The sequence below is a fragment of the Chryseobacterium gambrini genome (genome assembly GCF_027920505.1).
Lineage (GTDB): Bacteria > Bacteroidota > Bacteroidia > Flavobacteriales > Weeksellaceae > Chryseobacterium > Chryseobacterium gambrini.
On the sequence record NZ_CP115857.1, the window covers coordinates 2,221,977 to 2,246,715 of the forward strand.

Annotated in this window: 13 protein-coding genes; 3 read left to right on the forward strand and 10 right to left on the reverse strand. The window is 38.0% G+C overall.

The window, feature by feature from the left end; all coding sequences use genetic code 11:
* Window positions 1-97: 97 nt before the first annotated feature.
* From PFY09_RS10060 to PFY09_RS10105, 10 genes are all read right to left on the reverse strand, one after another.
* Entirely contained in the window at window positions 98-6,547 is a 6,450-nt protein-coding gene (locus PFY09_RS10060) for a GEVED domain-containing protein (RefSeq protein WP_271162314.1), read from the reverse strand.
* Between the two features lie 282 nt (window positions 6,548-6,829).
* The gene (locus PFY09_RS10065; protein WP_271162315.1) at window positions 6,830-9,817 is read right to left on the reverse strand and encodes a reprolysin-like metallopeptidase; all 2,988 of its coding nucleotides are present in this window, start codon (window positions 9,815-9,817) and stop codon (window positions 6,830-6,832) included.
* Window positions 9,818-9,992: 175 nt separating this feature from the next.
* On the reverse strand, window positions 9,993-12,701 hold the full coding sequence (locus PFY09_RS10070) for a reprolysin-like metallopeptidase (RefSeq protein WP_271162316.1): 2,709 nt from the start codon (window positions 12,699-12,701) through the stop codon (window positions 9,993-9,995).
* Window positions 12,702-13,121: 420 nt separating this feature from the next.
* Entirely contained in the window at window positions 13,122-13,787 is a 666-nt protein-coding gene (locus PFY09_RS10075; protein WP_271162317.1) for a DUF6048 family protein, read from the reverse strand.
* A complete protein-coding gene (locus PFY09_RS10080) occupies window positions 13,753-14,235 on the reverse strand; it encodes a DUF6452 family protein (protein WP_076390994.1) in 483 nt (160 codons plus the stop codon). The genes PFY09_RS10075 and PFY09_RS10080 overlap by 35 nt, the downstream gene beginning before the upstream one ends.
* Window positions 14,236-14,311: 76 nt before the next feature.
* On the reverse strand, window positions 14,312-15,724 hold the full coding sequence (rlmD, locus tag PFY09_RS10085; RefSeq protein WP_271162318.1) for a 23S rRNA (uracil(1939)-C(5))-methyltransferase RlmD: 1,413 nt from the start codon (window positions 15,722-15,724) through the stop codon (window positions 14,312-14,314).
* Between the two features lie 107 nt (window positions 15,725-15,831).
* A complete protein-coding gene (locus PFY09_RS10090; protein WP_271162319.1) occupies window positions 15,832-17,400 on the reverse strand; it encodes a TlpA family protein disulfide reductase in 1,569 nt (522 codons plus the stop codon).
* Between the two features lie 135 nt (window positions 17,401-17,535).
* On the reverse strand, window positions 17,536-18,303 hold the full coding sequence (locus PFY09_RS10095; protein ID WP_076390676.1) for a succinate dehydrogenase/fumarate reductase iron-sulfur subunit: 768 nt from the start codon (window positions 18,301-18,303) through the stop codon (window positions 17,536-17,538).
* A 25-nt stretch (window positions 18,304-18,328) separates the two neighbouring features.
* Window positions 18,329-20,341 carry a fumarate reductase/succinate dehydrogenase flavoprotein subunit gene (locus tag PFY09_RS10100; protein WP_271162320.1) on the reverse strand — a complete coding sequence of 671 codons (2,013 nt, stop codon included), beginning with the start codon at window positions 20,339-20,341 and terminating at the stop codon, window positions 18,329-18,331.
* Window positions 20,342-20,356: 15 nt separating this feature from the next.
* The gene (locus PFY09_RS10105; RefSeq protein WP_268055231.1) at window positions 20,357-21,019 is read right to left on the reverse strand and encodes a succinate dehydrogenase cytochrome b subunit; all 663 of its coding nucleotides are present in this window, start codon (window positions 21,017-21,019) and stop codon (window positions 20,357-20,359) included.
* A gap of 650 nt (window positions 21,020-21,669) precedes the next feature.
* Here PFY09_RS10105 and PFY09_RS10110 point away from each other — a divergent pair.
* From PFY09_RS10110 to PFY09_RS10120, 3 genes are all read left to right on the forward strand, one after another.
* Entirely contained in the window at window positions 21,670-21,795 is a 126-nt protein-coding gene (locus PFY09_RS10110) for a hypothetical protein (RefSeq protein ID WP_271162321.1), read from the forward strand.
* A 15-nt stretch (window positions 21,796-21,810) separates the two neighbouring features.
* Window positions 21,811-22,356 carry a hypothetical protein gene (locus PFY09_RS10115; RefSeq protein ID WP_271162322.1) on the forward strand — a complete coding sequence of 182 codons (546 nt, stop codon included), beginning with the start codon at window positions 21,811-21,813 and terminating at the stop codon, window positions 22,354-22,356.
* Window positions 22,357-23,044: 688 nt separating this feature from the next.
* Window positions 23,045-24,736, forward strand: coding sequence for a T9SS type A sorting domain-containing protein (locus PFY09_RS10120; protein WP_271162323.1), 1,692 nt, complete (start codon window positions 23,045-23,047; stop codon window positions 24,734-24,736).
* Window positions 24,737-24,739 lie beyond the last annotated feature (3 nt).

A 24,739-nucleotide genomic window follows, 5' to 3' on the forward strand; every position in this document is an offset into this window, starting at 1 on the left:
ATTATTTCTAACGAGTTTTTTATGCTTCTGTTCTTCAGGTAAAAAAACAGGCTCTCAGAAATGAGAGCCTGCTTAAGTTGATTAATGATTAAATATATTATTCTTTAATAAATTTCTTCTGAACAGAAATGGTGTCTCCATCCAAGATGTCTATTACATAAAGTCCATTTATCAGGTTATGAACGTCAATCTTGTTGTTTAAGATAATACCGCTTGACAATAATTGTCCTGCTGAATTATAGATCTTATAATTCGCTTTTTTGCTGATATTTTTAACATACAACACTGAGCTCACCGGGTTCGGATAAATCATAACATCTGTCTGATTGATCGAATTAGCAACCGGAAGTTTAGAAATTCTTACCGTGTAATCTTCTACTTCTCCATCAGGGAAGCTGTTACAATTTACCGGAATGATATCTTTGCCCATTGCCACTCTCATCACTACATATTTGTAGTCTACCAGACTGATGAACGCATCTGCAGGTACTGTAAACGTCGTACTTGCTGTAGGATTGCTGTTTGGTCCGTCAGCAAGGATTCTTTCGTTGATATCGAAATATCCGTTTCTGTTGAAATCGATCCAGACTGCAACTCCTGCTTTATTGTTTCCTGCTAATTTTTTATCGATCACGATCTTGTTGTCCGTAGATCCCTGGATCAATTCAATAAATTTAGCCGGAACACCTGTATAATCTGAATAATTAGATCCTACAGAAATATTCGTCATCTGAGGTTTACCGTTTGGCGTTACTGTAACTTTAGAAATATATTCTGAAGTTATAGCCCCTGTAGATGCCATCTGACAATACACAATAGTTGGCGTTGTAAAGTAATAAGGCAGTGTATACGTTCCCGGAGTTCCGCTACAAACGTTTGCCACCTGCATTTCATACTGTGTCAATTCAGATAAACCTGTAAGGGTGATCGTATTGGTATTAGACGGCACCATTGTCCAGCTCGGAATTCCTACTTTTCTGTATCTCAAGATATAAGTAGCACCCGGGAAAGGATCCCAAGTTACCTGAGCTGTTGTCGGTGTAATCGCTGTAATAGTAAGTCCCGGAGGAGGCAACTGACAAGTTCTTTCCGTAGTAAATACCTTAGGATTAGACCAAGGATTAACAGTTGTTTCTCCGTTACAGATATTTGCCACCTGTACTTCATAAGTTGTATAAGGGCTTAAACCTGTAAGAGTATACGTATTTAATGGTGCTGCAGTAACGTTCACTGTCGTCCATGTTCCTGTACCTACGACTCTGTATCTGATTACATAAGTAGCACTTGGTACAACTGGAGCCCATGTTACTACTGCTGAATTTGTGGTAACCGTTCCGATTGTTACATTCGGAGGGGTTGGATCACATCTTGTTGTGAATGTCTGAGTTGGTGTAAATGTTCCAGGAGTTGTTCCACAGCTTCCAGCTATCTGTACTTCATACGTTGTAGTAAGCGTTAAACCTGTTAAAGCCAATGGAGGATTACCTGTTAATGTTGATACAACCACCTGAGTCCAAGTAGTAGTTCCCGCTACTCTGTATCTTACGATAAATGTAAGACCACCTGTAGGTACTGTCCATGTAACATTCGCAGAAGTATGAGTAATGGTATTGAAGGCTAAGTTAGTTGGTGTTGTAGTAGAACAAGGTCTCAATTTCACCGCATAATCTTCTACTTCTCCATTTACTGCATTCTGACACATAACAGGAGCACTTGTACGTTTAAGAACAACTCTCATTGTCGTTGTTAAAGGTCCGTTATATGCTGTTGCAGGAACGTTGAACAATGCTGTAACAGGAGTTGTTGTACTTGCTGCAGAAGCCATAATTTGCTCTGTGGTTTCAAATACGCCATTTCTGTTAAAGTCGATCCAAGCCGAAACAGCATCATTTTGTGCTCCGCCTTTAGCTACTGAAATCTGGTTCCCTGTAGAACCTATTTCTAAGTTCACCAATGTAGCCGGAGTGGTATAACTGATATAATTTGTCTGTACAGAAGTATTACTCATTGGAGGAATACCCGGATTCACTGAAGTTATTGTAACGTTTGAAATAAAGTCGGTAGTTCCTGTACCCGTCATATTACAATAAGTAATTGGCGTAGTCGTAAACAGTACAGAACTAGACCAAGGTCCCTGAACTCCACCGCAAATTGTAGCTACCTGTACTTCATAAGCAGTCTGTTCAGTAAGTCCTGTAATATTATACGTATTTCCTGTAACGACCAGAGAAGTATTCCAAGTTCCAACCGGGTTAGTAGTTCTCCATCTTACTAAATAAGTTGCCCCTGTAGAAGAGATCCAGGATACAGTAGCAGTAGTCGCACCAATGTTAGTCATTGTAATACCTGTAGGAGCAGCCGTAGTACAAGGCTGAATATCTACAAATTTAACCTGATAGTCTTCTACCTCACCATTACTTGTAAGTGGTGAACAAGCATCTGTAGGGGTTAAATAATAAACAATCACACGCATTTTCACTTTATTCGTACCAGAGTAAGCTCCGGCAGGAACAGGGAAAGTAGCGGTAACCGGCGTAGTGGTGGAATACCCTAAGTTCATGATTCTTTCTCCACCTGCAACAGTTGTCGGGTTATTATTAAATATTCCGTCACCGTTAAAATCTATCCATGCATAGGTAGAATATGTATTTGTTGATAACATCGTTCTACCCACGGAAAGTACATTGCCTGTAGAATTACGAGCTAATGTAATAATCTTCGTTACATCATTAGAATAATCTGTATAGGTACTCGCTCCGGAGTTGTTAGACATCATCGGTGTATTAGTACCTGTAACCGTAATATTATTGATGTATCCGTCAGTTACAGTTGCAGTACCTGAATTACAATACGAAATTGCAGGGGTTGTAAAGTTGGTAGACGCAGACCAAGCTCCTGTAACACCACCACAAATAGTTGCAACCTGTACTTCATAAGTAGTAGCTGCGTTTAAGTTTATAATACTATATGGATTGGTTACCGGTGCAGCAATTACCGTCCAAGCACCAGTACCTGTTCTGTATCTTAATGTATAAGTTGCCCCTGTTGCATTGATCCAAGAAACCAAAGCCGTAGAAGCAGTAACGTTTGAAACAACAACAGGAGTTGGAGGAGCTGTAGTACAAGCTGCAAGATCAATGATCTTAACTGCATAATCCTCAATTTCTCCGTTTGCAACCGTTGCACAAGGATCTGTAATTGTAGAAGTAGAGAAAATAACTCTCATTCTAAGTGTTAACGGACCATTATAAGCAGTTGTAGGAACTATAAATGTAGCAGTAATTGGAGTCGTTGTACTCGCTGTAGTATTAATTACTCTTTCTCCTGTTTCAAAAATACCGTTTCTGTTAAAGTCAATCCACGCACCAACAGCTAATGAAGATGTTGTGGTTGTTAGCCAAGATTTAGAAACAGAAATTGTGTTATTCGTAGAGTTACGAACCAATGTTACCAATTTGGTAGGATCCGGAGAATAGTTCGTATATGAATTGGCTCCTGAATTATTACTCATTACGTAAGAATTCGTTGGAGCAACTGTCACGTTAGAAATATAACCGTTCGTATTATTTGTAGAAGTAATATTACAATAGGTTACCGCCGGCGTTGTAAACTGATAAGGAGCAGTAAACGTACCTGTAGTTCCGGAACAAACATACGCTACCTGAACTTCATATTGAGTTTGCTCAACAAGGTTGTTTATGGTGTAAGCATTCGTAGTTAAAGGAACTGTAATCCAGGTTGAAGAACCTACCTGTCTGTATTGTAATATATATGTTGCTCCTATCGCAGGATCCCACATTACATAAGCTGAAGTTGCTGTAATATTTGTTACAGATAAATTTAGCGGCGCATTACTTGTACAAGGAATTGGCTGAATTAATTTAACTGCATAGTCCTCAACCTCTCCATCACCAAAACTTTGACACATTACAGGAGATGTGATATATCTCATAGCCACTCTCATCCTTGTAGTTGCAGGTCCATTATAAGCTGTTGCAGGAACGTTGAAAGTTGCTGAAACTGGAGTTGTAGTGCTTGAAGGTGAATTCATTACCTGCTCAGTCGCTTCAAAAACTCCGTTTCTGTTGAAGTCTATCCATACACCTACTGCTTCGCTCCATACTGTACCAGGGAAGAATTTTGTAACAGAAACAGTATTTCCTGTAGAACCGATTACTAAGTTTACCAAAGCACTTGGAGTAGCAGAATAATCAGTATAAGTAGATCCCGCAGAGTTATTACTCATTACAGCAGCACCTACAGGAGTTACCGTTACATTAGAGATATACTCTGAAGCAAAGTTACTGGATGTCATTGTACAGTAGGTAAGACCTAAAGTCGTAAAGTTTGTAGAAGCAGAGAATGGTCCCTGTACTCCATTACAAACTGTAGAAACCTGAACTTCATATTGAATACCATCAGTAAGACCTGTAAGGTTTACTGAGTTTGTTGCAGCATTCACTGTGATCCAAGTTGTACTTCCTACCGGACGGTAGCGAACTACATACGTGGAGTTCGTCGTAGCTGCCCATGTAACTGTAGCTGTAGTCTGGGTAATCGCAGAAACAACAATACCTGTAGGAGCTGCTCCGGTACAAGTAAGTAAAGAAGTTACTGTTGCACTTCCGATGGCATAGAATACATTTCCAATAGCACTTACTCTGATCTTAACTGTTCCTCCCGCAGTAAGTCCCGTTAAGTTAAGAGACTCACTTCCATCGTTAGGTGTAGAAGCAGAAGCTACTGTCCAGGTTACTCCGTTATCTGTTGTGTAATCAATTTTTACATTCGCCGCATTATATGGAGCAGCGGTAGTATTAACTACGTCCCAAGTTACGTTTGTTGCACCATTATTATAAGCATTGGTTGTCGTTACTTTAAACGGACCGTCATTTCCAACAATAATCTGCTGATTGGCAAACTCGGTTTGCTGTTGAGTAGGAACCGGATTATTATCTCTTACCGTTACTCTGAAATTCGTTGTTCTTGCAATAGTGGAAACAGATTCCCATCCATTGTTAGAGTTATTTAAAACTCCAGCCAATACAGAAGATAATTTAGGGAAATATCTTGTTGGACTTGTCGTTGGATTAAATGATCTGAACGTAGCACCACTTGCAGTAGTTCCTAAGTTATTCTTATTAATTGTTACACTGGCATTATCTACTTGTTCCCAACAATATGTCATCGGATCATTTTCAGCATCTGTAGCAGAAGCTGTTAAAACAAACGCCGTTCCTTTAGGAATATTATAAGTAGGCAGTGGTGCAATTACAGGAGGGTTGTTTGTAATTGGAGTTTCAACATCACACGTTCTGCTGATTAATCTGTTCTGTACCTGAGTAATGCTTACTGCATGGAAGTAAGGATCAGAGTGAGCCTGAACATCAGTATTTGCTCCTGTGATTCCTGCATATCCCATAATTGTTGAACCGGATCCCGGCTCAACGTTTACTCCGGCTGTTTCCAAACCATGGGAGAATGTATGATTTGCACCCAATTGATGACCTATCTCGTGGGCTACATAATCTATATCAAAATTATCTCCCTGAGGAATGCCATCCGCAGGAGAAGTATATCCTGATCCTTTCTGTTGAGAAGTGGGACCTGTAGGATCTACACAAATACATCCTATACATCCTGCATTACCTCCACCACCGGAAGCACCGAATAAGTGACCGATATCATAGTTGGCATTCCCGACGTTAGCAGTAAGTGTTTGCTGAAGTTCCAAATTCCAGTTATTCATCTGGGCTGCAGGCGAATAAGGATCTGTTGCAGCATTGGTATAAATTACATTTGGAAAATTCTGTAAATTAAGATGTAATGCAAAATCTTTTTCAAATACCCCATTTACTCTAGTTAGTGTTGCATTGATTGCTGTTAAAGCATTAGCAACGGTACCGCCGAAGTACTGCGTGTATTCACCTGTTACAGACATTGCCAGTCTCATCGTTCTGTACTTTTTGTCAGATGACTTGGCAAAGTTTGTTGTCTGATTGGCAAATGATTTTCCTGCTGAATAAAGATTTGCTATCTCTTGCTTGGACAGCCTGTCTTCGTTCATAGAACAAAGGAACCCTTCGTTACTTTTATCAGTTTTTGGATGCACACCATAAACTGTCTTGTCTTTATCAGCAGGTTCTATAAATTCATATTTACCATCCTTGATGATCATCGACTGAAAATCATCCGGCGCTAAACTGAATCTCAGATATTTGCCGGGGTCATCTACCCCAACTCCTACATAAGAGCCTAGTTGATACTGATCTGCCAGTTCTTTCACTACCACAGGGAAGCTGTAAACGGCAAATTTTTCAATTTTCCCATCTAAAGTTGGCAAAGAAATCGTGACGGGTTTTGCATTTTTTCCCGTTTCCTGAGCTTTCGCCAATTGAGACTTTAGCAGAGAAATGTCCAAAGAGTAATAGTTCTTAATATCAGAACTAGCTCTGGCTTTTTCCCCTCGAAATGTCGTGGGACTCCATTGTGCACTGGTAATCGCAAACAAAAAGAGGAAAAAGAAAGAAGTAAAATTTTTCTTCATAACTTTCTCAATATATTAATTATACAAATCTAAACAAATTTAATTATTAAATTAAAAATATTTCTATTTTTTCCATACAAACTTTTCAACAATTCAATTCAAAGCATTGGGAATAACCAACCAAACTAGTAATATATATGAAATTGAAAAACTGAAGTTATCTTATCTTTACCATATTTATACTATACATAATACAACTGAAACCCTACAATTTATTAAAAATCAATTACAAAAAAATCCCCAGGCAAACCTGAGGATTTTATTTATTGAAAGTTACTTTAATTATTTTTTGATGAATTTAGAATTGAAAGATTCTTTTCCTTTTTCTTCAATAGTAATTACGTATCCCCCTTTAATTAATTCAGAAACATTAATCTGTCCGTTATTGATATTTCCCTGTTTTACCAATTGTCCAGTTGCTCCATAAATTTTATAAGTCGCTTTATCTGAAACTTTGGTAATATTTAAAATATCTGATACCGGGTTTGGATAAATCTGAATATCACTTTTAGGGTTTGCTACATCATTAGTTGCTAACTGAACCTCAGAAACAACAACATTATAATCTTCATATTCCCCATACGTATTAATAGTTCCACAAGAAGAATTATGAACATATCCAGAAGTACCATAATACAGTAATCCGATTCTCATTCTTAATCCTAAACCAGATACTGCAGAAGCAGGAACTGTGAATGATGAAGTTACAGGATTAGCTGTTACTGTATTTGCACTTTGCATAATTCTTTCAGAATCTTCGAATGTACCATTTCTGTTGAAATCAATCCATGCAGTAATCATTTCCGGAACCGCAGAACTTGTCCAACCTTTTGTTACAGATAAAGTGTAAGTATTGCCTTTAATAAGATTTACCTGAAGAGCTGGATTTGACACATAACTTGTATACGTACTTGGTCCTGAAGTATTGGTCATCGTTCCTAAAGAAACCCCTGCAATATGATCATCTGTAGCATTGTTAGTAGCTACCGCACAATAAGTCCCCATCGTAATGGTAGTAAAATTCACAGAAGCAGAGTATGGACTCGGCGTGCCAGAACAAACAGCAGCAATCTGAACTTCATAAGCAGTTCCGTCTGGCAAGTTTGATAAAGTAACACTTAAAGCACTTGTATTAATTATAGTCCAGGTTGTTTCTGAAACCTTCTTATATCTTACAATATAAGTAGCCCCTGAAATAGGAGCCCAGCTTATATCCGCCGAACTTACCGTAACATTATTTGCAGTAATAGAAGTCGGAGCATTACCGTTACAAGGCGCAAAAGCAGTTACAGAAACCGATTTTACAGCATAGAATACATTTCCAATAGCAGATACTCTTACTTTTATTGTCTGCCCATTAAGAGAAGATGGTAAACTTACGTTTTCAGAACCATCATTTGGAGTTGAAGCTAAAAGTACAGTCCAAGACGCTCCATTGTTTGTTGTATAATCAATTTTAACATTTGCTACATTGTAAGGAGCCGCATTTGTATTTACAACATCCCAAGTAATTGGTGAAGGAGCGGCACTGTTTGCAAACTGAGAATTTATTTTAAATGGTCCGTTATTTCCAACAATTATCTGTTGTGTTTTCGTACTTGTTTGCTGTTGATCTGCAAATGGGCTATTGTCTCTTACGGTAACCGCAAAATTTGTTGTTCTTGAAACTTGAGAAACAGCCTCCCAAGTATTATTGCTATTATCCAAGTATCCGTTAAGTACCGATTCTAATTTAGGGAAGTAACGAGTTGGATTAGATGTTGGGCTTACAGATCTAAATGTAGCTCCCGTAGTAGTTGTTCCTAAATTTGTTTTATTAATCACTACATTGGTATTATCAACTTCTTCCCAAGTATACGTCATTGGATTATTTTCAGGATCTGTTGCAGAAGCTGTTAATACAAACGCAGTACCTTTAGGAATGTTATAAGTTGGTAAATCATCAATCACCGGTGGAAAATTATTAGTAGAAGTTTCTACATCACAGGTTTTTGTAATTAAGTTAGCCTGAACCTGATCGATACTTCCTTTAAAGAAATAAGGATCTGAGTGCGGCTGAACATCTGTGGTTGTACCTGTAATACCTGCGTATCCCATAATCGTAGACCCTGAACCCGGTTCCATTTGCACAGGACTTCCCTGCATTGTATGAGCAAAAGTATGATTGGCTCCCAATTGATGGCCAATCTCGTGAGCTACATAATCAATATCGAAATTATCACCAGAAGGAGGGTTTGCTGCAGATGGCAAAGTGCTTCCTGTAGCAGGAGAAGTAATACCTGATCCTTTACCATATCCTACAACAGAGTCATACCCTGTACCAACAGGACTCATACAAACACATCCGATACACCCTGCGTTACCACCACCTCCGGAAGCACCAAATAAATGTCCGATATCGTAATTAGCCTGTCCTACATTATTTGCTAAAACATCTCTAAGAGAAGTATTCCATGTAGCAGGTGGAGATGAGGCACTTGTAACAGCATCATAAGGATCGGTAGCCGGATCTGGATAAATTAATGCAGGATAACTTAATAGATTTAAATGAACAGCAAAGTCTTTTTCAAATACTGCATTTACTCTTGTTATGGTAGCATTTATCTGAGCTAATGCTCCTGCAACACCTCCGAAAAACTGAGTATATTCTCCAGTAGTAGACATTACTAATCTTAATGTTCTGTACTTTTTATCAGAATTTTTAGAGAAATCTGTTGGCTGATTAGCAAATGAATGTCCCGCTTTTAGCATTTGATTTATTTGCTGTTGCGCAGCCGGGCCTTCTTCTGTAGAACATACAAAACCATTTTCATTCTTTTTAGATTTCGGATGAATAGCATAAATGGTCTTATCCGCTTTTGTAGGCTCAATAAATTCATATTGTCCGTTATTGATGACCATAGATTGGAAATCACCAGGAGCTACTGAAAATCTAAGATATTTAGCCGGATCGTCTATTCCAACTCCAGCATAGGAGCCAAGCTGATACTGTTCAGCAAGATCTTTTGCCATAACAGGAAAACTGTATACGGCAAATTTTTCGATTTTTCCGCTTAACGTAGGCAAAGAAATAATTACAGGTTTTGCACTAGGACCCATTTCCTGAGCTCCTCTAAGTTGGGTTCTGATCTGATCGATATCCAGCTTATAATAATTCCGTTCAAGAGATAATTCCATTTTAGAACTTCTCTTTGGCGTAGTGGGAGACCACTGAGCCATAGCCGAACCGCCTATTAAACCGAGTAATAAAGCAGTAAAAAGTTTCTTCATAGCTTTTTAAATTAAATTTACCCGCCAAATATAGCTATTTTCAGATCATAAATATTGTATTGACACGCTTTTTAACCTAAAAAATATTTTTTAGCATCGTAATTTGATAAAAAATAAATAATCTCCAGAAATATCTGGAGATTATTTTATCATTAATAATTAGATTAATTTCTTATTATTTTTTAATGAATTTTGACGTAAATAATTCTTTACCTCTTTCTTCAACGGAAATTACATACCCACCTTTAATTAATTCAGAAACAAAAATTTGTCCATTTTTAATATTTCCTTGTTTTATCAACTGTCCGGTAGCTCCATAAATTTTGTAACTAGCCTTATCTGAAACTTTAGTTACGTTTAAAACATCTGATGCTGGGTTTGGATATATTTGAATATTACTTTCCGGATTACTAATATCGCTTGTTGATAAAATAGTAGATGTAACGAATACATTATAGTCTTCAACTTCACCAAATGTATAAGATGTACATGCTTCTGGTGATGTATTATAACGTAATGCAACTCTCATTTTAAGCATTTTATTTTGAACTGCTGTGGACGGCACTGTAAACGTAGCACTTACTGTTGGAGTTGAATTTGCTGCTGCATTCATTACCAGTTCACTTGTATCAAATGTTCCATCTCTATTAAAATCAATCCATACTCTTACTGCCTCAGAATATATATCAATAAGCCAAGTTTTGGTTACGGAAACTGTATTATTATTAGATCCGCTTAGCAGATTTATAATTTTTGTAGGGTCAGTTCCGTAATCCGTATAGGTACTTGCTCCTGAAGTGTTATTAAGATTTGCCAATGTAACATTAGAAATGTACTCCTCTGATGGATCAGCTGATGATATTGCACAATATGAAACTGATGATTGAGTAACGAATTGATTATTCGCAGAGAATGTACCTAAAGTTCCTGAGCAAACTGCTGCAACTTGTACATCATATTTAACTCCTTCTTCCAGACTATTTAAAGTAACAGTATTGGTAGAGGAAGTTGTTTGCTGCCATGCTGTTTCAGTAACTTTTTTATATCTTATCTGGTAAGTAGCATTTAAAATTGAGTTCCAACTTATCACAGCAGAAGAAGTTGTAACATTAGAAATTGCAATACCAGTAGGTGCACTTCCATTACATGTTGCAGCACTTGTTACCAACATTTGTTTAACTGCATAGAAAACATTTCCTATTGAAGAAATTCTCAATTTAATATTCTGTCCGTTTAATGCAACTGGAAAAGTATAAGTTTCCGATCCGTCATTAGGTGTAGAAGCAGAAAGAACAGTCCAAGTTGTTCCGTTATTTGTTGTATAATCAATTTTTACGTTTGCAGAATTATACGGAGCAGCAGCAGTATTTGCTACATCCCATGAAACAATTGATGGAGCATTGTGATAAACCTGAGTAGTGTTGATTTTAAATGGTCCGTCATTACTTACCGTAACCGTTAAAATATCACTTTGTGTTTGCTGAGATGTTGTGGTTGGGTTATTATCTCTTACTGTTAATACAAAATTGGTAGGTCTTGCAACATTCGAAACAGTTTCCCAGTCTGCAGGAACTGTAAGGTTTCCGGCTAATACTGAAGATAATTTTGGGAAATATCTTGTATTTCCTGAAGCCGTTGGAGACAAAGATCTAAACAATGCTCCTGTTGTATTATTTCCTGTTACACTTGTTACCGGAATATCTGTATCATCAAATTGTTCCCAAGTATAAGTCATTGGATCATTTTCAGGATCTGTAGCTGTTCCCGTAAGAACAAATGCAGTTCCTTTCGGAATTGTATAATCTGAAAGGGCCCCTATTACCGGAGGATTATTTGTAACAGAAGTTTCAATATCACAGGTGGTGGTGGTAAGATTATCTTCAACCTGTAAAATACTTGCAACATGGAAGTAAGGATCTGAGTGCGCCTGTACATCTGTAGCCCCAGTAATACCTGCATATCCCATAATAGTAGAACCTGATCCTGGTTCCATATTAACCCCTGTTCCTTCTACATCCATAGAAAATGTGTGATTAGCTCCTAATTGATGCCCCATCTCGTGAGCTACATAATCTATATCAAAATTGTCTCCCTGAGGAATTCCGTTTGCAGGAGAGGTGAATCCGGATCCTTTACCTTCTGGTTCAGCAGTAGTAGGATCTGTACATACACAACCAATACATCCTGCATTTCCCCCACCTCCGGAAGCACCGAATAAATGACCAATGTCATAGTTCGCATTTCCTACATTTGCTGTTAAGGTATTTTGTAATTCAAGATTCCAAGCACCTCCTGCATAAGCAGACGCAGCAGAATATGGATCTGTGGCAGCATTAGTGTAAATAACTCCCGGGAAATTCTGTAGAATTAAGTGCAATGCAAAATCTTTTTCAAAAACACCATTTACCCTAGTCATTGTGGCATTAATCGCAGTAAGAGCTCCAGCTACCGTTCCACCAAAAAACTGCGTATACTCACCTGTTACAGACATTGCTAATCTCATGGTTCTGTATTTCTGATCAGAAGATTTAGCAAAGTTAGTAGGGTTTTTATCAAATGTTTTTCCTCTTGAATATAAAGCGTCTATTTGCTTTTTCGATAATACACTTTCATTCATACTACAAAAAAAACCTCCTTGAGCCTTATTAGTTTTAGGATGTACTCCGTAAATTGTTTTATCAGCATTTTGAGGTTCAATAAATTCGTAAACTCCATCTTTAATAACCATTGACTGGAAATCATTTGGAGCGACGGAAAATCTCAAATATTTAGAAGGATCATCAATTCCTACACCAACATATGATCCCAATTGATACTGATCTGCTAATTCTTTTACTACGACCGGAAAGCTATACACTGAAAATCTTTCGATCTTACCATCCATCGTTGGCAATGAAATTTCTACGGGTTTAGCATTTTTTCCTGATTCTTGTGCATCTTTAAGTTGGCTTCTTATTTTTACAAGATCTAACTTATAGTAACTTCTAACATTAGAAGATTTTTCCGATCTACCTGCGAATGTAGTTGGAGTCCATTGCGCAATAGCTGTACCTCCAATTAAACTACATAAAAAAGTAGTAATGAGTTTTTTCATATTAAGAACATTTTTAATATTTCAAAAATACTCATAGATTACTTAAAAATCAAAGAAAAAATATCAAAAAAATCAACTTTAATTAAAAAAACAACATAAAAATCATATTTATATATTAATTTTAACAATTAACATGTAATAGATTAAAAATTTTATTTAAAATATAACCCTTTAAAAATTCAAAAGGATTACTTTGCTTAATGTGCTGATTTAAAATTTATACGCCAGATTCCACGCGAAGCCCATTCCGAATTTAGAAGAGCTTCTTCCGAATCCCGGAACGATCATGGGCTGGATTTCGTCCTGTTTTGTGGTATACACCAGATATCGCGGCTGAAGATTGACATCAATGTAGAAATTAGTTTCAAAAAGCTGTACTCTTCCTCCCAATGTTCCTTCCAGCCAATAGGATGACTGTGTAGAAGAAGGAAAGGATATTGCAGAGCTGCTTCCGCCGTAACCACGAACCGGAACTGCCATATATTCCTGCTTATAAAATGAACCGGCTACTTTTCCACCCGCATAGAAACCATTGAATTCATTTTCAAGGTCTTTTGCCAGCATATAAAAGGCTCCGATCTTCACGAAAGGACCGTTTGCTTTTCCGTCATAACCGTTTTTCTGGTAAAAATTAGATTCAAAACCGGCTTCTGCTATGGCATGAAGATTATCTTTCAGCTTTGAAGATACAAAACCCTGATACAGCTTTCTGTCTGAAAAGAAAGAAACTCCCGTATTCAGAACATCAAAACCGATCATGAAATTGGGTTCATATTTCCATTTTTCCTTTGCAGTTTCCTTATCTTTCTTCTCCTGAGCAAAACCCAGAAGACTGATTGCACTAAAAAAGAAGGAAAAGATTAGTCTTGTCTTCATTCTCTATAAAATTTTGTCCGGCCTGGATTTCCTTTACCGGAGTCGTTGTGTTTGGATCTAATACTGAATTTAAATTTTCGTAGGTAAGCTTTATTCCGCAACCCGGAGAAACATAAGCAGATTTTGTGGTATAATTTATCCTTACTTTAGATTCAGAACCTTTGTTGGTAATTCTGAAATAAACATCCGTATAAGTTGAATTGTCCACTCTTAAAGGAATAACCCTTGAAGTAATTTTAGCCTGTCCTCCCAACTGTACTTTTCCGGAACCGTAATCTACCGCTACATACAGAGAATCCAGCGTTCTTTCCTTATCGGTTGCCTGTGTTTTGAAAGAAACTCTCATTCTCGGAGTTCCTTCCCCGCTTTCACAGATATCATTATCGCCGCCACATGAAAAAAGCAGACTGATAAAAGAAATGGCGATTAAAAATTTAAAATATTTCATCTGAACATTTTGTTTTACTTTACCGGACAAATCCGGCATTTCATCTTAAGATTTGATTCCTTCAAAAGTAATTAAATTATTTCTTAATCAGCAAAGCAATATTTTCTACGTGATGCGTCTGCGGGAACATATCCACCGGTAAAATCTTTACCACATCATACTGTTCTTTCATTAAGGCTAAATCTCTTGCCTGTGTAGCAGAATTACAGCTTACATAAACCACTTTTTCAGGAGACAGTTTTAAAATCTGCTCAACCACTTTCTGGTGCATTCCGTCTCTTGGAGGATCTGTGATCAGGACATCTGCTTTCGGATGATTCGCCAGAAAGTCGTCATTGAAAATGTCTTTCATATCTCCGCAATAAAACGTTGTATTCGTAAGACCGTTCAGTTCTGCGTGTTCAATGGCTGCATCTATGGCTTCCTGTACAGATTCTATTCCGATGACCTGCTTTGCATTTCTTGCGACATACTGAGCAATTGTTCCTGTACCTGTATAAAGATCATACACAACTTCATCTCCTTTTAAATCTGCAAATTCAAGCGTTTTTCTGTATAATTCCAGCGCCTGTTTGTAGTTGGTCTGAAAGAATGATTTTGGACCGATTTTAAACTTTAAACCATCCATTTCTTCCATTAAATAACCTTCCCCGAAATACACATTGATATCCAGATCATAAATAGAATCGTTGGCTTTCGGATTAATCGCGTAGACCAAAGTCTTGATCTGCGGGAATTTTTCAAGCAGGAAGCCGAATAGTTTTTCTCTGTTTTCTTTTTCTTCTCTGAAAAGCTGAAAAAGAACCATCCATTCGCCTTTCGAGTTTTGTCTCATCATTAGAGTTCTCAAAAAGCCTTCGTGATTGCGAACATCAAAGAAGTCTAAGCCTTCATTTACAGCATACTGTTTCACTGCCAATCGGATCGCGTTTGAAGGATCTTCCTGAAGAAAACATTCTTTAAGATCTAGAATTTTGCTCCACATCCCCGGAATATGAAACCCTAAAGCATCTCTGCTTCCGAAATTTTCTTCGGAACTGATCTCGTATTGGGTAAGCCAACGGGAATTGGAGAAAGAAAACTCCATTTTATTTCGGTAAAAATACTGCTCTTCCGAACCTAAAATCGGAACGGTCTCAAAATTTTCAATCCCTCCGATTCGTTTAATATTATTGTACACTTCTTCCTGTTTGAAAGAAAGCTGCTTTTCATAGCTCATGTTCTGCCATTTGCAGCCTCCGCAAACTCCGAAGTGAACACATTTCGGTTCTACTCTGTAAGGCGATTTTTCCAGAACTTCCAAAGCTTCCCCTTCAAAGTATTTGGACTTTGCTTTTTTCACTCTTACATTCACCACATCTCCCGGAATTGCTCCGGAAACCATAACCGTTTTCCCTTCTTCCGTTCTTCCTATTGCCACTCCTTTAGCTCCTGCATTTAAGAGTTTTATATTTTCAAGAATTAAATTTTTCTTATTCTTTCTGCTCATTATACAATTTTCTATTTTCCTAATGAAACTTTTACGTTTCAGTCTGCAAAAATACAATAAAAAAAACCTTATCCGAAGATAAGGTTTATATCTGTACTCAATTTAAATTATTTTGTCTGAGCCGGCTGAGGATTTGCCTGTTGCTGAGGAGCCTGTTGTGCTGCTGCCTGCTGCTGAGCGGCTACCACTGCAGGATCCATTCCTAATCCCGGTTGTAACTGAACGTTAGGATTTACTTTTGGAGCGGAAAGACCTGTTTGCTTGTCTAAAACCGTTACCAATTCCGGATCTCCTAAGTTGAAGAACGGCTTGCTTGCAATTTTACCGTCTTTATCTACCACGATAAAGCAAGGTAATTTAAATCCGTAAACTCCGTATTTTTTAGCAATATCAGAATTTAATCCGTTTTCACCGTAAACGTTAGTTCCGGTAATTCCTTTTAGTAAAGAGCTGCTTGTTTTCACAAACTGGTCTTTTGTATCGTCAACATTTACAAAAACAAAATTCATTTTAGATTTGTAAAAATTTACTACTTCTTTCAATACAGGAATGGTAGCCTCTCCGATATAAGGATTCCAAGAAGCATAAAAAGATAACAAATATGGTTTTCCTTTATTTTCAGAAAGATTGTAAGATTTTCCGTCTGCTTTTACCAAAGAAGCTTCAGGAGCCTGTTCTCCAATTTTGAATCCGTTGATGGCAAACTGAATTTTCTTTAGATCTTCTTTAATGGTAGCATCTTTAATATCTTCGTCGATAATTTTTTTGATCTTCTCAACTGTTTTTTCAGGTGAACCCGGATGAATATCCGACTGCGCCATTACAAATGCCAATAAATAGTCTTTAGCTGTCTGTGAAAGATCTTTCTGATTTTTCTTTAGATATTCTGTAAATAATTCTGAAGTGGTAACATCCGTTTTCCCTGCAGTTTTTGCCTGAGCATATTTCTGAAAATCAGGGCTCATTTTTGTTAAAAGATATTCTCTGTATAAAGGATGTTCTTTTACCAATACATCTTTGTTCTCTTCCAGTTTATTAGTGAAATCTGTAAAAGCTTTCGTTACTTTAAATGAAGGATTGCCCATTTGCTTGTGCCCCATTTCGTACTGGTTCAGGATGGTAAGCAAAGTTGTTGAAAGATCGTTTTTCTTCCACGTAACCACTTCATTATCCGGACTAAACTTCTTAACATTTTCATCGATGTTTTTATTAACATCTGCCTGAACTTTTTCTATTCCTTTAAGGAAGGTTTTTTCATCTTTCGTCATCAGCTCATTCATATTAACTGTCTGAGCATACGTTGCAAGATATTTCTGGGTAGCCATGAAGAAATCGTTATTGTTCTTCGCATCTCCCGTGATCACATATTCAGTCGGGAAAGTCATTGCATTACCTGAAATTTCAAGTTTCTGACCGCCTTTAAGGTAGATTAAATTTCTTTTTCCCCCGTAAGAAAGCAGATACATTCCGCTTTTCGGAGCATCGAAATTTCCTGTGAAAGTTCCGTCTTTATTTACCCCGATATTCATTAATGGTAAAGTTGCTACTCCCGAAGCTTCTATTAATTCGATTCTCTCCAATGGAGAACCTCCCGTGATTTTTCCTTTTACTTCTACTTTTTTAGAGCAAGACATCGCAAAAACCGCGATGATAAACAATAAAAGATATTTTTTCATTTTGAATTTTATAATTACGCAAAAATAGTTTTTTCATTAAACTAAAAGCAATTAAATATTACTTTTATGAAAGATTTAACTAAAAAAAATCGCCATCCGGTGAGGAGACGATTTTTTATGTTATCTCGATAGATTTTATCCTCTGTCAGCAAAAGCTGTGATAAATTCTCTGTTCATTCGGGCAATGTTTTCAAGAGAAATTCCTTTCGGACATTCTACTTCACAAGCTCCTGTGTTTGAACAGTTTCCGAATCCTTCTTCGTCCATGGCTTTTACCATGTTCAGCACTCTTCTCTTTGCTTCTACTCTACCTTGCGGTAAAAGTGCGTACTGAGAAACTTTAGCTCCTACGAAAAGCATTGCAGATCCGTTTTTACAGGTAGCCACACAAGCTCCGCATCCGATACAGGCAGCAGCGTCCATTGCTTTGTCTGCATCTTCTTTAGGAACAGGAATTGCATTGGCATCCAAAGTATTTCCTGAAGTGTTCACCGAAATGAAACCACCTGCAGCCATTACTCTGTCGAATGCGCTTCTGTCTACCATTAAGTCTTTAATAACAGGGAAAGCCGCACTTCTCCAAGGTTCGATAACGATGGTTTCACCGTCTTTGAACATTCTCATGTGAAGCTGACAGGTTGTAATTCCTGTATCCGGACCGTGTGCTCTACCGTTGATGTAAAGGGAACACATTCCGCAGATTCCTTCACGACAGTCGTGATCGAAAGCTACCGGCTCTTTTCCTTCGTTAATTAAACTCTCATTAAGGATGTCCAACATCTCCAGAAATGAAGAGTCTGTAGAAACATCCGATATTTTATAAGTCTCAAACTGACCTTTAGATTTATTATTTTTTTGTCTCCAAATTTTCAGCGTAAGATGTAAGCCTTTTTTTGCACTCATAATTGTATATTTAAAAGATTGGAGATTATTTGTAACTTCTTGTTTTAACTTCGATGTTGTCGTAGATAAGTTCTTCTTTATGCAACACTTCCGCGTTGATATCGCTTCCCTGATATTCCCAAGCTCCTACATATTTGTAATTTTCGTCATCTCTTTCTGCCTCTCCGTCCGGAGTTGAGTGATCTTCACGGAAATGTCCTCCACAAGATTCGTTTCTGTGCAATGCATCGATAGCCATTAACTGTCCAAGCTCTAAGAAATCGGCAACTCTGAACGCTTTTTCAAGCTCAGTATTCATTCCGTCGTTATCTCCCGGAACTTTTACGTCTTTCCAGAAATTGTTTCTTACTTCTTCAATTTCTCTGATGGCTTCTCTTAAACCTTCAGGCGTTCTTCCCATTCCTACCTTATTCCACATAATGTTTCCTAACTGCTTGTGGAAATAATCTACCGAATGGGTTCCATTATTATTTAAGAAGAAATCAATTTTTTCTTTAATTCCTTTTTCAGCTTCGTCAAATGCGGAAGAAGCCGTAGGAATGGCTCCCGTTCTGATATCTGCAGAAAGATAATCTGCAATCGTGTAAGGAAGTACGAAGTATCCGTCTGCAAGTCCCTGCATCAAAGCAGAAGCTCCCAATCTGTTTGCTCCGTGATCTGAGAAGTTCGCTTCCCCGATAACAAAACATCCCGGAATAGTAGACTGTAAGTTGTAATCTACCCAAACTCCACCCATAGTATAGTGAACCGCAGGATAAATCTTCATCGGAGTTTTGTAAGGATCGTCTGCTGTAATTTTTTCGTACATTACGAAAAGGTTACCATATTTCTCCTCAACCCACTTTTTACCCAAATCATAAATCTGCTGATCTGTAGGATTGCTGATGTGTTTCTCAATAGCTGCTTCTCTACCTTTTTTCATGATCTCTGTAGAGAAATCAAGGTAAACACCTTCCTGAGTATCGTTATTTTCGATTCCGTATCCGGCGTCACATCTTTCCTTAGCCGCTCTTGAAGCAACGTCTCTAGGAACAAGGTTACCGAATGCAGGATATCTTCTTTCCAGATAATAATCTCTGTCTTCTTCTTTAATATTTTCAGGTCTTAATTTTCCTGCTCTGATTGCTTCTGCATCTTCAATCTTTTTAGGAACCCAGATTCTTCCGGAGTTTCTTAAAGATTCAGACATCAAAGTAAGTTTAGACTGCTGTGTTCCGTGAACCGGAATACACGTCGGGTGAATCTGTACATAGCAAGGATTTGCGAAATACGCTCCTTTTTTGTGAATCTTCCATGCTGCAGAAACGTTAGAACCCATTGCGTTTGTAGAAAGGAAATATACGTTTCCGTACCCTCCCGAAGCAATAACCACTGCGTGTGCAGAGTGTCTTTCGATTTCACCTGTCACAAGATTTCTTGCGATGATTCCTCTTGCTTTTCCGTCTACGATCACAAGATCCATCATTTCATGACGGTTGTACATTTTAATTCTGCCTTTACCGATCTGACGGCTCATTGCAGAATAAGCACCTAATAATAACTGCTGACCTGTCTGTCCTTTTGCGTAGAAGGTTCTTTTTACCTGAACCCCACCAAATGAACGGTTATCTAACTGACCTCCGTACTCACGCCCGAAAGGAACTCCCTGAGCAACGCACTGGTCGATAATATTTGCAGAAACTTCAGCCAATCTGTAAACGTTTGCCTCTCTTGCTCTGTAGTCTCCCCCTTTAATGGTATCATAGAACAATCTGTACGTAGAGTCACCGTCTCCCTGATAGTTTTTAGCTGCGTTGATACCTCCCTGAGCTGCAATAGAGTGCGCTCTTCTTGGAGAATCCTGATAGCAGAATGCTTTTACGTTATATCCCTGCTCAGCTAAAGTAGCTGCCGCTGAACCACCTGCCAAACCTGTACCTACAACAATAATATCAATCTTGTCTCTGTTGTTTGGTGCAACAAGGTTCATATGGTCTTTATGATTTTTCCATTTATCCTTAAGAGGACCCGCTGGAATTTTTGAATCTAATTTACTCATATTAGTATATTGATATTATTGAGTTACAAAGTGAAAAATTGCGATAATGATAAAACCTGCAGGAATAAGGATAGAATACCATTTTCCGAAAGCCTTAATTACCGGCGTATATTTTGGATGTCTTGCCCCGATTGACTGGAATGAAGACTGGAAACCGTGAGCTAAATGTAATCCTAACAAAACGAAAGAAATTACATACAAAGCCACTCTCCAGATATCTGCGAACTTCTCATGAAGTTCCGGCCAGAAACGTTCAGAATCCGGAGTAATTTGCTCAACATACTTGTAGTTGATCTCATGCCACCAGAAATCATAGAAGTGAAGCGCCAGGAAAGCCAACACTACAGATCCGGAAATAATCATATTTCTGGACATCCATGAAGAATTTGCAGAAGCATTGTTTGCTGCATACTTCACAGGACGTGCTTTGTTATTCTTAATTTCAAGAACAAATCCCATAATGAAATGGAAAAGAACTGCAAAACCAAGAATAGGCTGCATTAAGAACTGCACAAAAGGATTATAGCCCATGAAATCTGATGCGGTATTGAATGCATCACGGTTTAGGACTGATAACAAATTGGTCGTCAAATGCAGTATAAGAAAAATCAGCAAAAACAGAGCTGATAATGCCATAGCATATTTTCTACCTATCGTAGAACTCGTTAAACCTGCCATATAAGTTTAAATTTGATTTTCCACAAAATTAAGAAATGTTAACAACATCAAAAAGTGAGAAATCTCACAAAAACCCAGTTTGTAATCTTTCTAAATAAGAGTTAAAATATTATAAATAAAGGAAAAACAGAAAATGTAATGATTAATTAAAGTTATAAATTTTGCCATTATAAACTACTTTTCATACCTCTTTCCTGCAAAGCTGAATTTAAAATTTCATCATCCTATTCAGAAAAATATTTAAATCAACTGTAGTACACTAAAAACATGCAGTACTCGAATAAAAATATAGTGAGTAATAACAAAAATGTAGTGAGCAATGACAAAAACACAGTGAGCAATGGCAAAAATATACTGCACTAAAATAAAAATACACTGTACTAAAGTAAAAATACTGAGAGCTATTGTTAAAACATAGCGGAGTAGAATAAAAATTAAAAGAAGTATAATAAAACGCCATTGAGCATTCTAAAAAAACATCTGTTGTAAGAAAAAAATAAAGTATTACAAATCATTAACACAGTGTATTTTAACGGAAGTAAAGAGATATGCGAAAAAAAATCTTTTTCGCAAAAATTGTCTGAAAAAATGAAGGAAAAATTATTACAAAATAATATATTTATCGCTTAAATTTTTAATAAAAAAGCACTATGGGAATACAAAAGGAAGAGTATGTACCGATCGCGGACACATTACTAAGAAGTTTAGCAAGGGATATAGAAAATTTTGAATCTGCCAATCATTTATTCGATTCAGCCTACCTTACAGCAATGTAAAATAAAACAGATCAGGTGAGGGCAAAAGAGACCGGAGATGCATTGCTTGTACAGCAGAAAAAGGCAACACAGGATCTGTATGTATTGGGAAATGAACTTAACAAACCCATAAAACTTCTGGATCTGGTTGTAAAAAAAGCCAATGTAAAAACAACCCTGCCCAGTGATGTCCTGAAAAAAATAAAGAACAGAAATTTTGAAGGAGCTCTACTGGCTTTAAAAGCGCTGAAAGATGTGGTTACTTCTCAGTCTGATGTATTGATTTCAAACGGAATGAAAGCAGACACCGTAACGGTTTTAGAAAATGCATTTTCCGCAATAACGGCTAAAAGCAATGAACAGACGAGCTTTCAGCAGCAAAGAAAAGCATTTACTTCGGAAAATAAAGGACTTTATAAAGAACTGTATACCTATATCAGCGAAGTGGCAAAACTGGGGAAAATTATATTCCAGGGAGAGCAGAAAGCTTCGGAATACACCCTCGAAAATCTTATCGCAATGGTACATTCTTCAAAAGGAAACAGCGGAGGGAATCCAGCTCAGGAGAAAAAACCTTCGTAAACAAAAAAAATATCTTATATTTTTAAGATCTGCATGATATAGTAAATAACCATTATAATTTTTCTATATTTTTCGTAATATAATTTTTAACGAAACAAGCGTAAGGCTATCAATTTGGAACAAAGAAAACCGCTAATCTTCTAAAAGACCAAATTTTGATAGACTTACGTAATGTAAGCGTAACAGATTCAAATTTATTTTTCTGATAAAATTTTAAACAAATCATTGTAAATAAAACTCGCACCGTACGCTTCGGCTCCGCTCAGCGTACTTCAATACGACTTCATTTTAAACAGATCATTGTAAGCCAAACCATCACCGTGCGCTGAGCGGAGCCGAAGCGTACATTAAAACATACACTTTAAAAAATATCACCATGATTTCCAACCTTTTTCAAAAAAAAAGCATCCTTTAAAATAAAGCGACATGTTTTGTCGTTAATGGATTGTAATTTTGCACAAAAGTAAAAAGAGGAGGATTTTCTTTTTACCATTCTGAACAAAAAATTAATAAAAACAAGCTGTTAAAAGCTCATAAAAAAACTAAAAAGCCATGATTAAAACAAATAAATTTCGGACAGGTTCTGTCAAATTCAGTATCTATTCTTTAAGAATGCGGGTTTCCTTATTTTTCTAAGCATTCCCTTTCTTAATTTCACCTTTACAATAACGTTAAAATTACACTAAGTATGAAAAAACTCGGCATGAGTATGCTCACTCTGTGCAGTATTCTGAGCGTTTCCGCTCAGGAAGTGGTCTGGCAGAAAGACATCCGGTCTTCTACGCAGGACTTTCTTTCACAGGTCACCACGACCATCGATCAGCAGTATTTAATTACCGGAAGCAGCATTCGGGGTAACAGCCAAAAGATCACAGGCAGCAGCTTTCCTGCAACCTCCGGTCTGCCTTCTGCCACCTCGCAGCAGAACAACGGCTACGATTTCCATCTGGTTAAGCTGAACCAGCAGGGCGAAGAGATCTGGGAAAAATATTTCTCAGGAAAAAATCATGATTTTCTTTCAGCAACGGTCAATACGCAGGAAGGCGGATTTCTTCTGGCGGGTTCCAGCTATTCAGGGAAAGGGCTGGATAAAAAAGACGATTCCAAAGGCGGATCGGATTTCTGGCTGATCAGAATCAACGAATTTGGCGATGAATTATGGCAGAAAACCATAGGCAGTACTGCGGATGAAGAAGCGCGGGCGGTGATTCAGACGACGGATATGGGGTTCTTTGTCGCGGGAAATACAACCCTTCCCTTCGACTCCGCTCAGGGTAAACAAGCTCAGGATCCGAAAATGAAGGGCTATGGCTCCAAAGATGTTCTGGTAGTACGGCTGGATAAAAACGGGAAGGAATTATCCCAATTGGTATTAGGCGGAAAAGGATTGGATGAAGTGGAAAAAATGATTCCCACCAAAGACGGCGGAGCTTTGTTAGGGATCTATTCAAGAAGCGCAGCTTTGGCAGAAAGCGGAAAGACGCAGGCCGGAAGTAGTAAAACCATCAACTGTCAGCCAAAAACAAGCAACAATTATGGCGAAGGCGATTACTGGATCGTGAAACTTTCGAAAGACGGAAAAGTGGAATGGGAAAAGAATTTCGGAGGAAAAGGCGATGATCATGTAAGAACACTGGCGCTGACTTCAACCGGCTACCTGATCGGTGGGGAGTCCAGATCGGAAAGATCGGGAAATAAATCAGTCGGTATTGAAGAGGGAACGGACCTCTGGTTACTCTCCATTGATGAAAGGGGCGAAGAGCTCTGGCAGAAATCCTACAATTTCAAGAACCGCGACGTTTTGATGGGGATGAGTGTGATTGCCGGGAAGCAGGAAGACGGAAGCGGGAAGTCCAAAGGGATTCTGCTGGGCGGTTACACACAGGCGGAAGGCAGGATTGAAAATGATGATGAGACTTTCTGGATGCTGTATCTGGACCAGAACGGAAATGAGCAGTGGAGAAAGCACGTGAAGGGAGAATCCCGAAAGAAAGAAGAGAGATTATCTGATATTAAGCTGAACCGTGACGGATCGATTGTACTCGCAGGAACCAGCGCAGAGGAACTGGGAAAAGAAAACTGGAAGATCGTGAAGCTTGGGGATAAACAGGTTGACCAGCTGATCGAAAAGCAGGATATTAAGATCTACCCGAACCCGGTAACGGATTATGTGTATGTGGAGCTTGGGTTTGAGGGCTTGAGAGAGGGAGCGTTTGAAGCTGAAATCGCGGTGTACGACATGGGCGGAAGAAAGCTTGAAACCGTGAAAACGAAAAATAAGATCACCAAAATCAATACCCAGCCTTTGATTCAGGGGGCGTATCTGGTGGTGGTGAAAACCAATGACAAAACGGCGAATGCCAAAATGATTAAAAAATAAGAC

Bases quoted from the DNA above. Each gene is read 5' to 3' on its own strand.
- PFY09_RS10060 (WP_271162314.1), bottom strand. From the start codon at position 6,547: ATGAAGAAAAATTTTACTTCTTTCTTTTTCCTCTTTTTGTTTGCGATT.
- PFY09_RS10065 (WP_271162315.1), bottom strand. From the start codon at position 9,817: ATGAAGAAACTTTTTACTGCTTTATTACTCGGTTTAATAGGCGGTTCG.
- PFY09_RS10070 (WP_271162316.1), bottom strand. From the start codon at position 12,701: ATGGATGGTAAGATCGAAAGATTTTCAGTGTATAGCTTTCCGGTCGTA.
- PFY09_RS10075 (WP_271162317.1), bottom strand. From the start codon at position 13,787: ATGAAGACAAGACTAATCTTTTCCTTCTTTTTTAGTGCAATCAGTCTT.
- PFY09_RS10080 (WP_076390994.1), bottom strand. From the start codon at position 14,235: ATGAAATATTTTAAATTTTTAATCGCCATTTCTTTTATCAGTCTGCTT.
- rlmD (WP_271162318.1), bottom strand. From the start codon at position 15,724: ATGAGCAGAAAGAATAAGAAAAATTTAATTCTTGAAAATATAAAACTC.
- PFY09_RS10090 (WP_271162319.1), bottom strand. From the start codon at position 17,400: ATGAAAAAATATCTTTTATTGTTTATCATCGCGGTTTTTGCGATGTCT.
- PFY09_RS10095 (WP_076390676.1), bottom strand. From the start codon at position 18,303: ATGAGTGCAAAAAAAGGCTTACATCTTACGCTGAAAATTTGGAGACAA.
- PFY09_RS10100 (WP_271162320.1), bottom strand. From the start codon at position 20,341: ATGAGTAAATTAGATTCAAAAATTCCAGCGGGTCCTCTTAAGGATAAA.
- PFY09_RS10105 (WP_268055231.1), bottom strand. From the start codon at position 21,019: ATGGCAGGTTTAACGAGTTCTACGATAGGTAGAAAATATGCTATGGCA.
- PFY09_RS10110 (WP_271162321.1), top strand. From the start codon at position 21,670: ATGGGAATACAAAAGGAAGAGTATGTACCGATCGCGGACACATTACTA.
- PFY09_RS10120 (WP_271162323.1), top strand. From the start codon at position 23,045: ATGAAAAAACTCGGCATGAGTATGCTCACTCTGTGCAGTATTCTGAGC.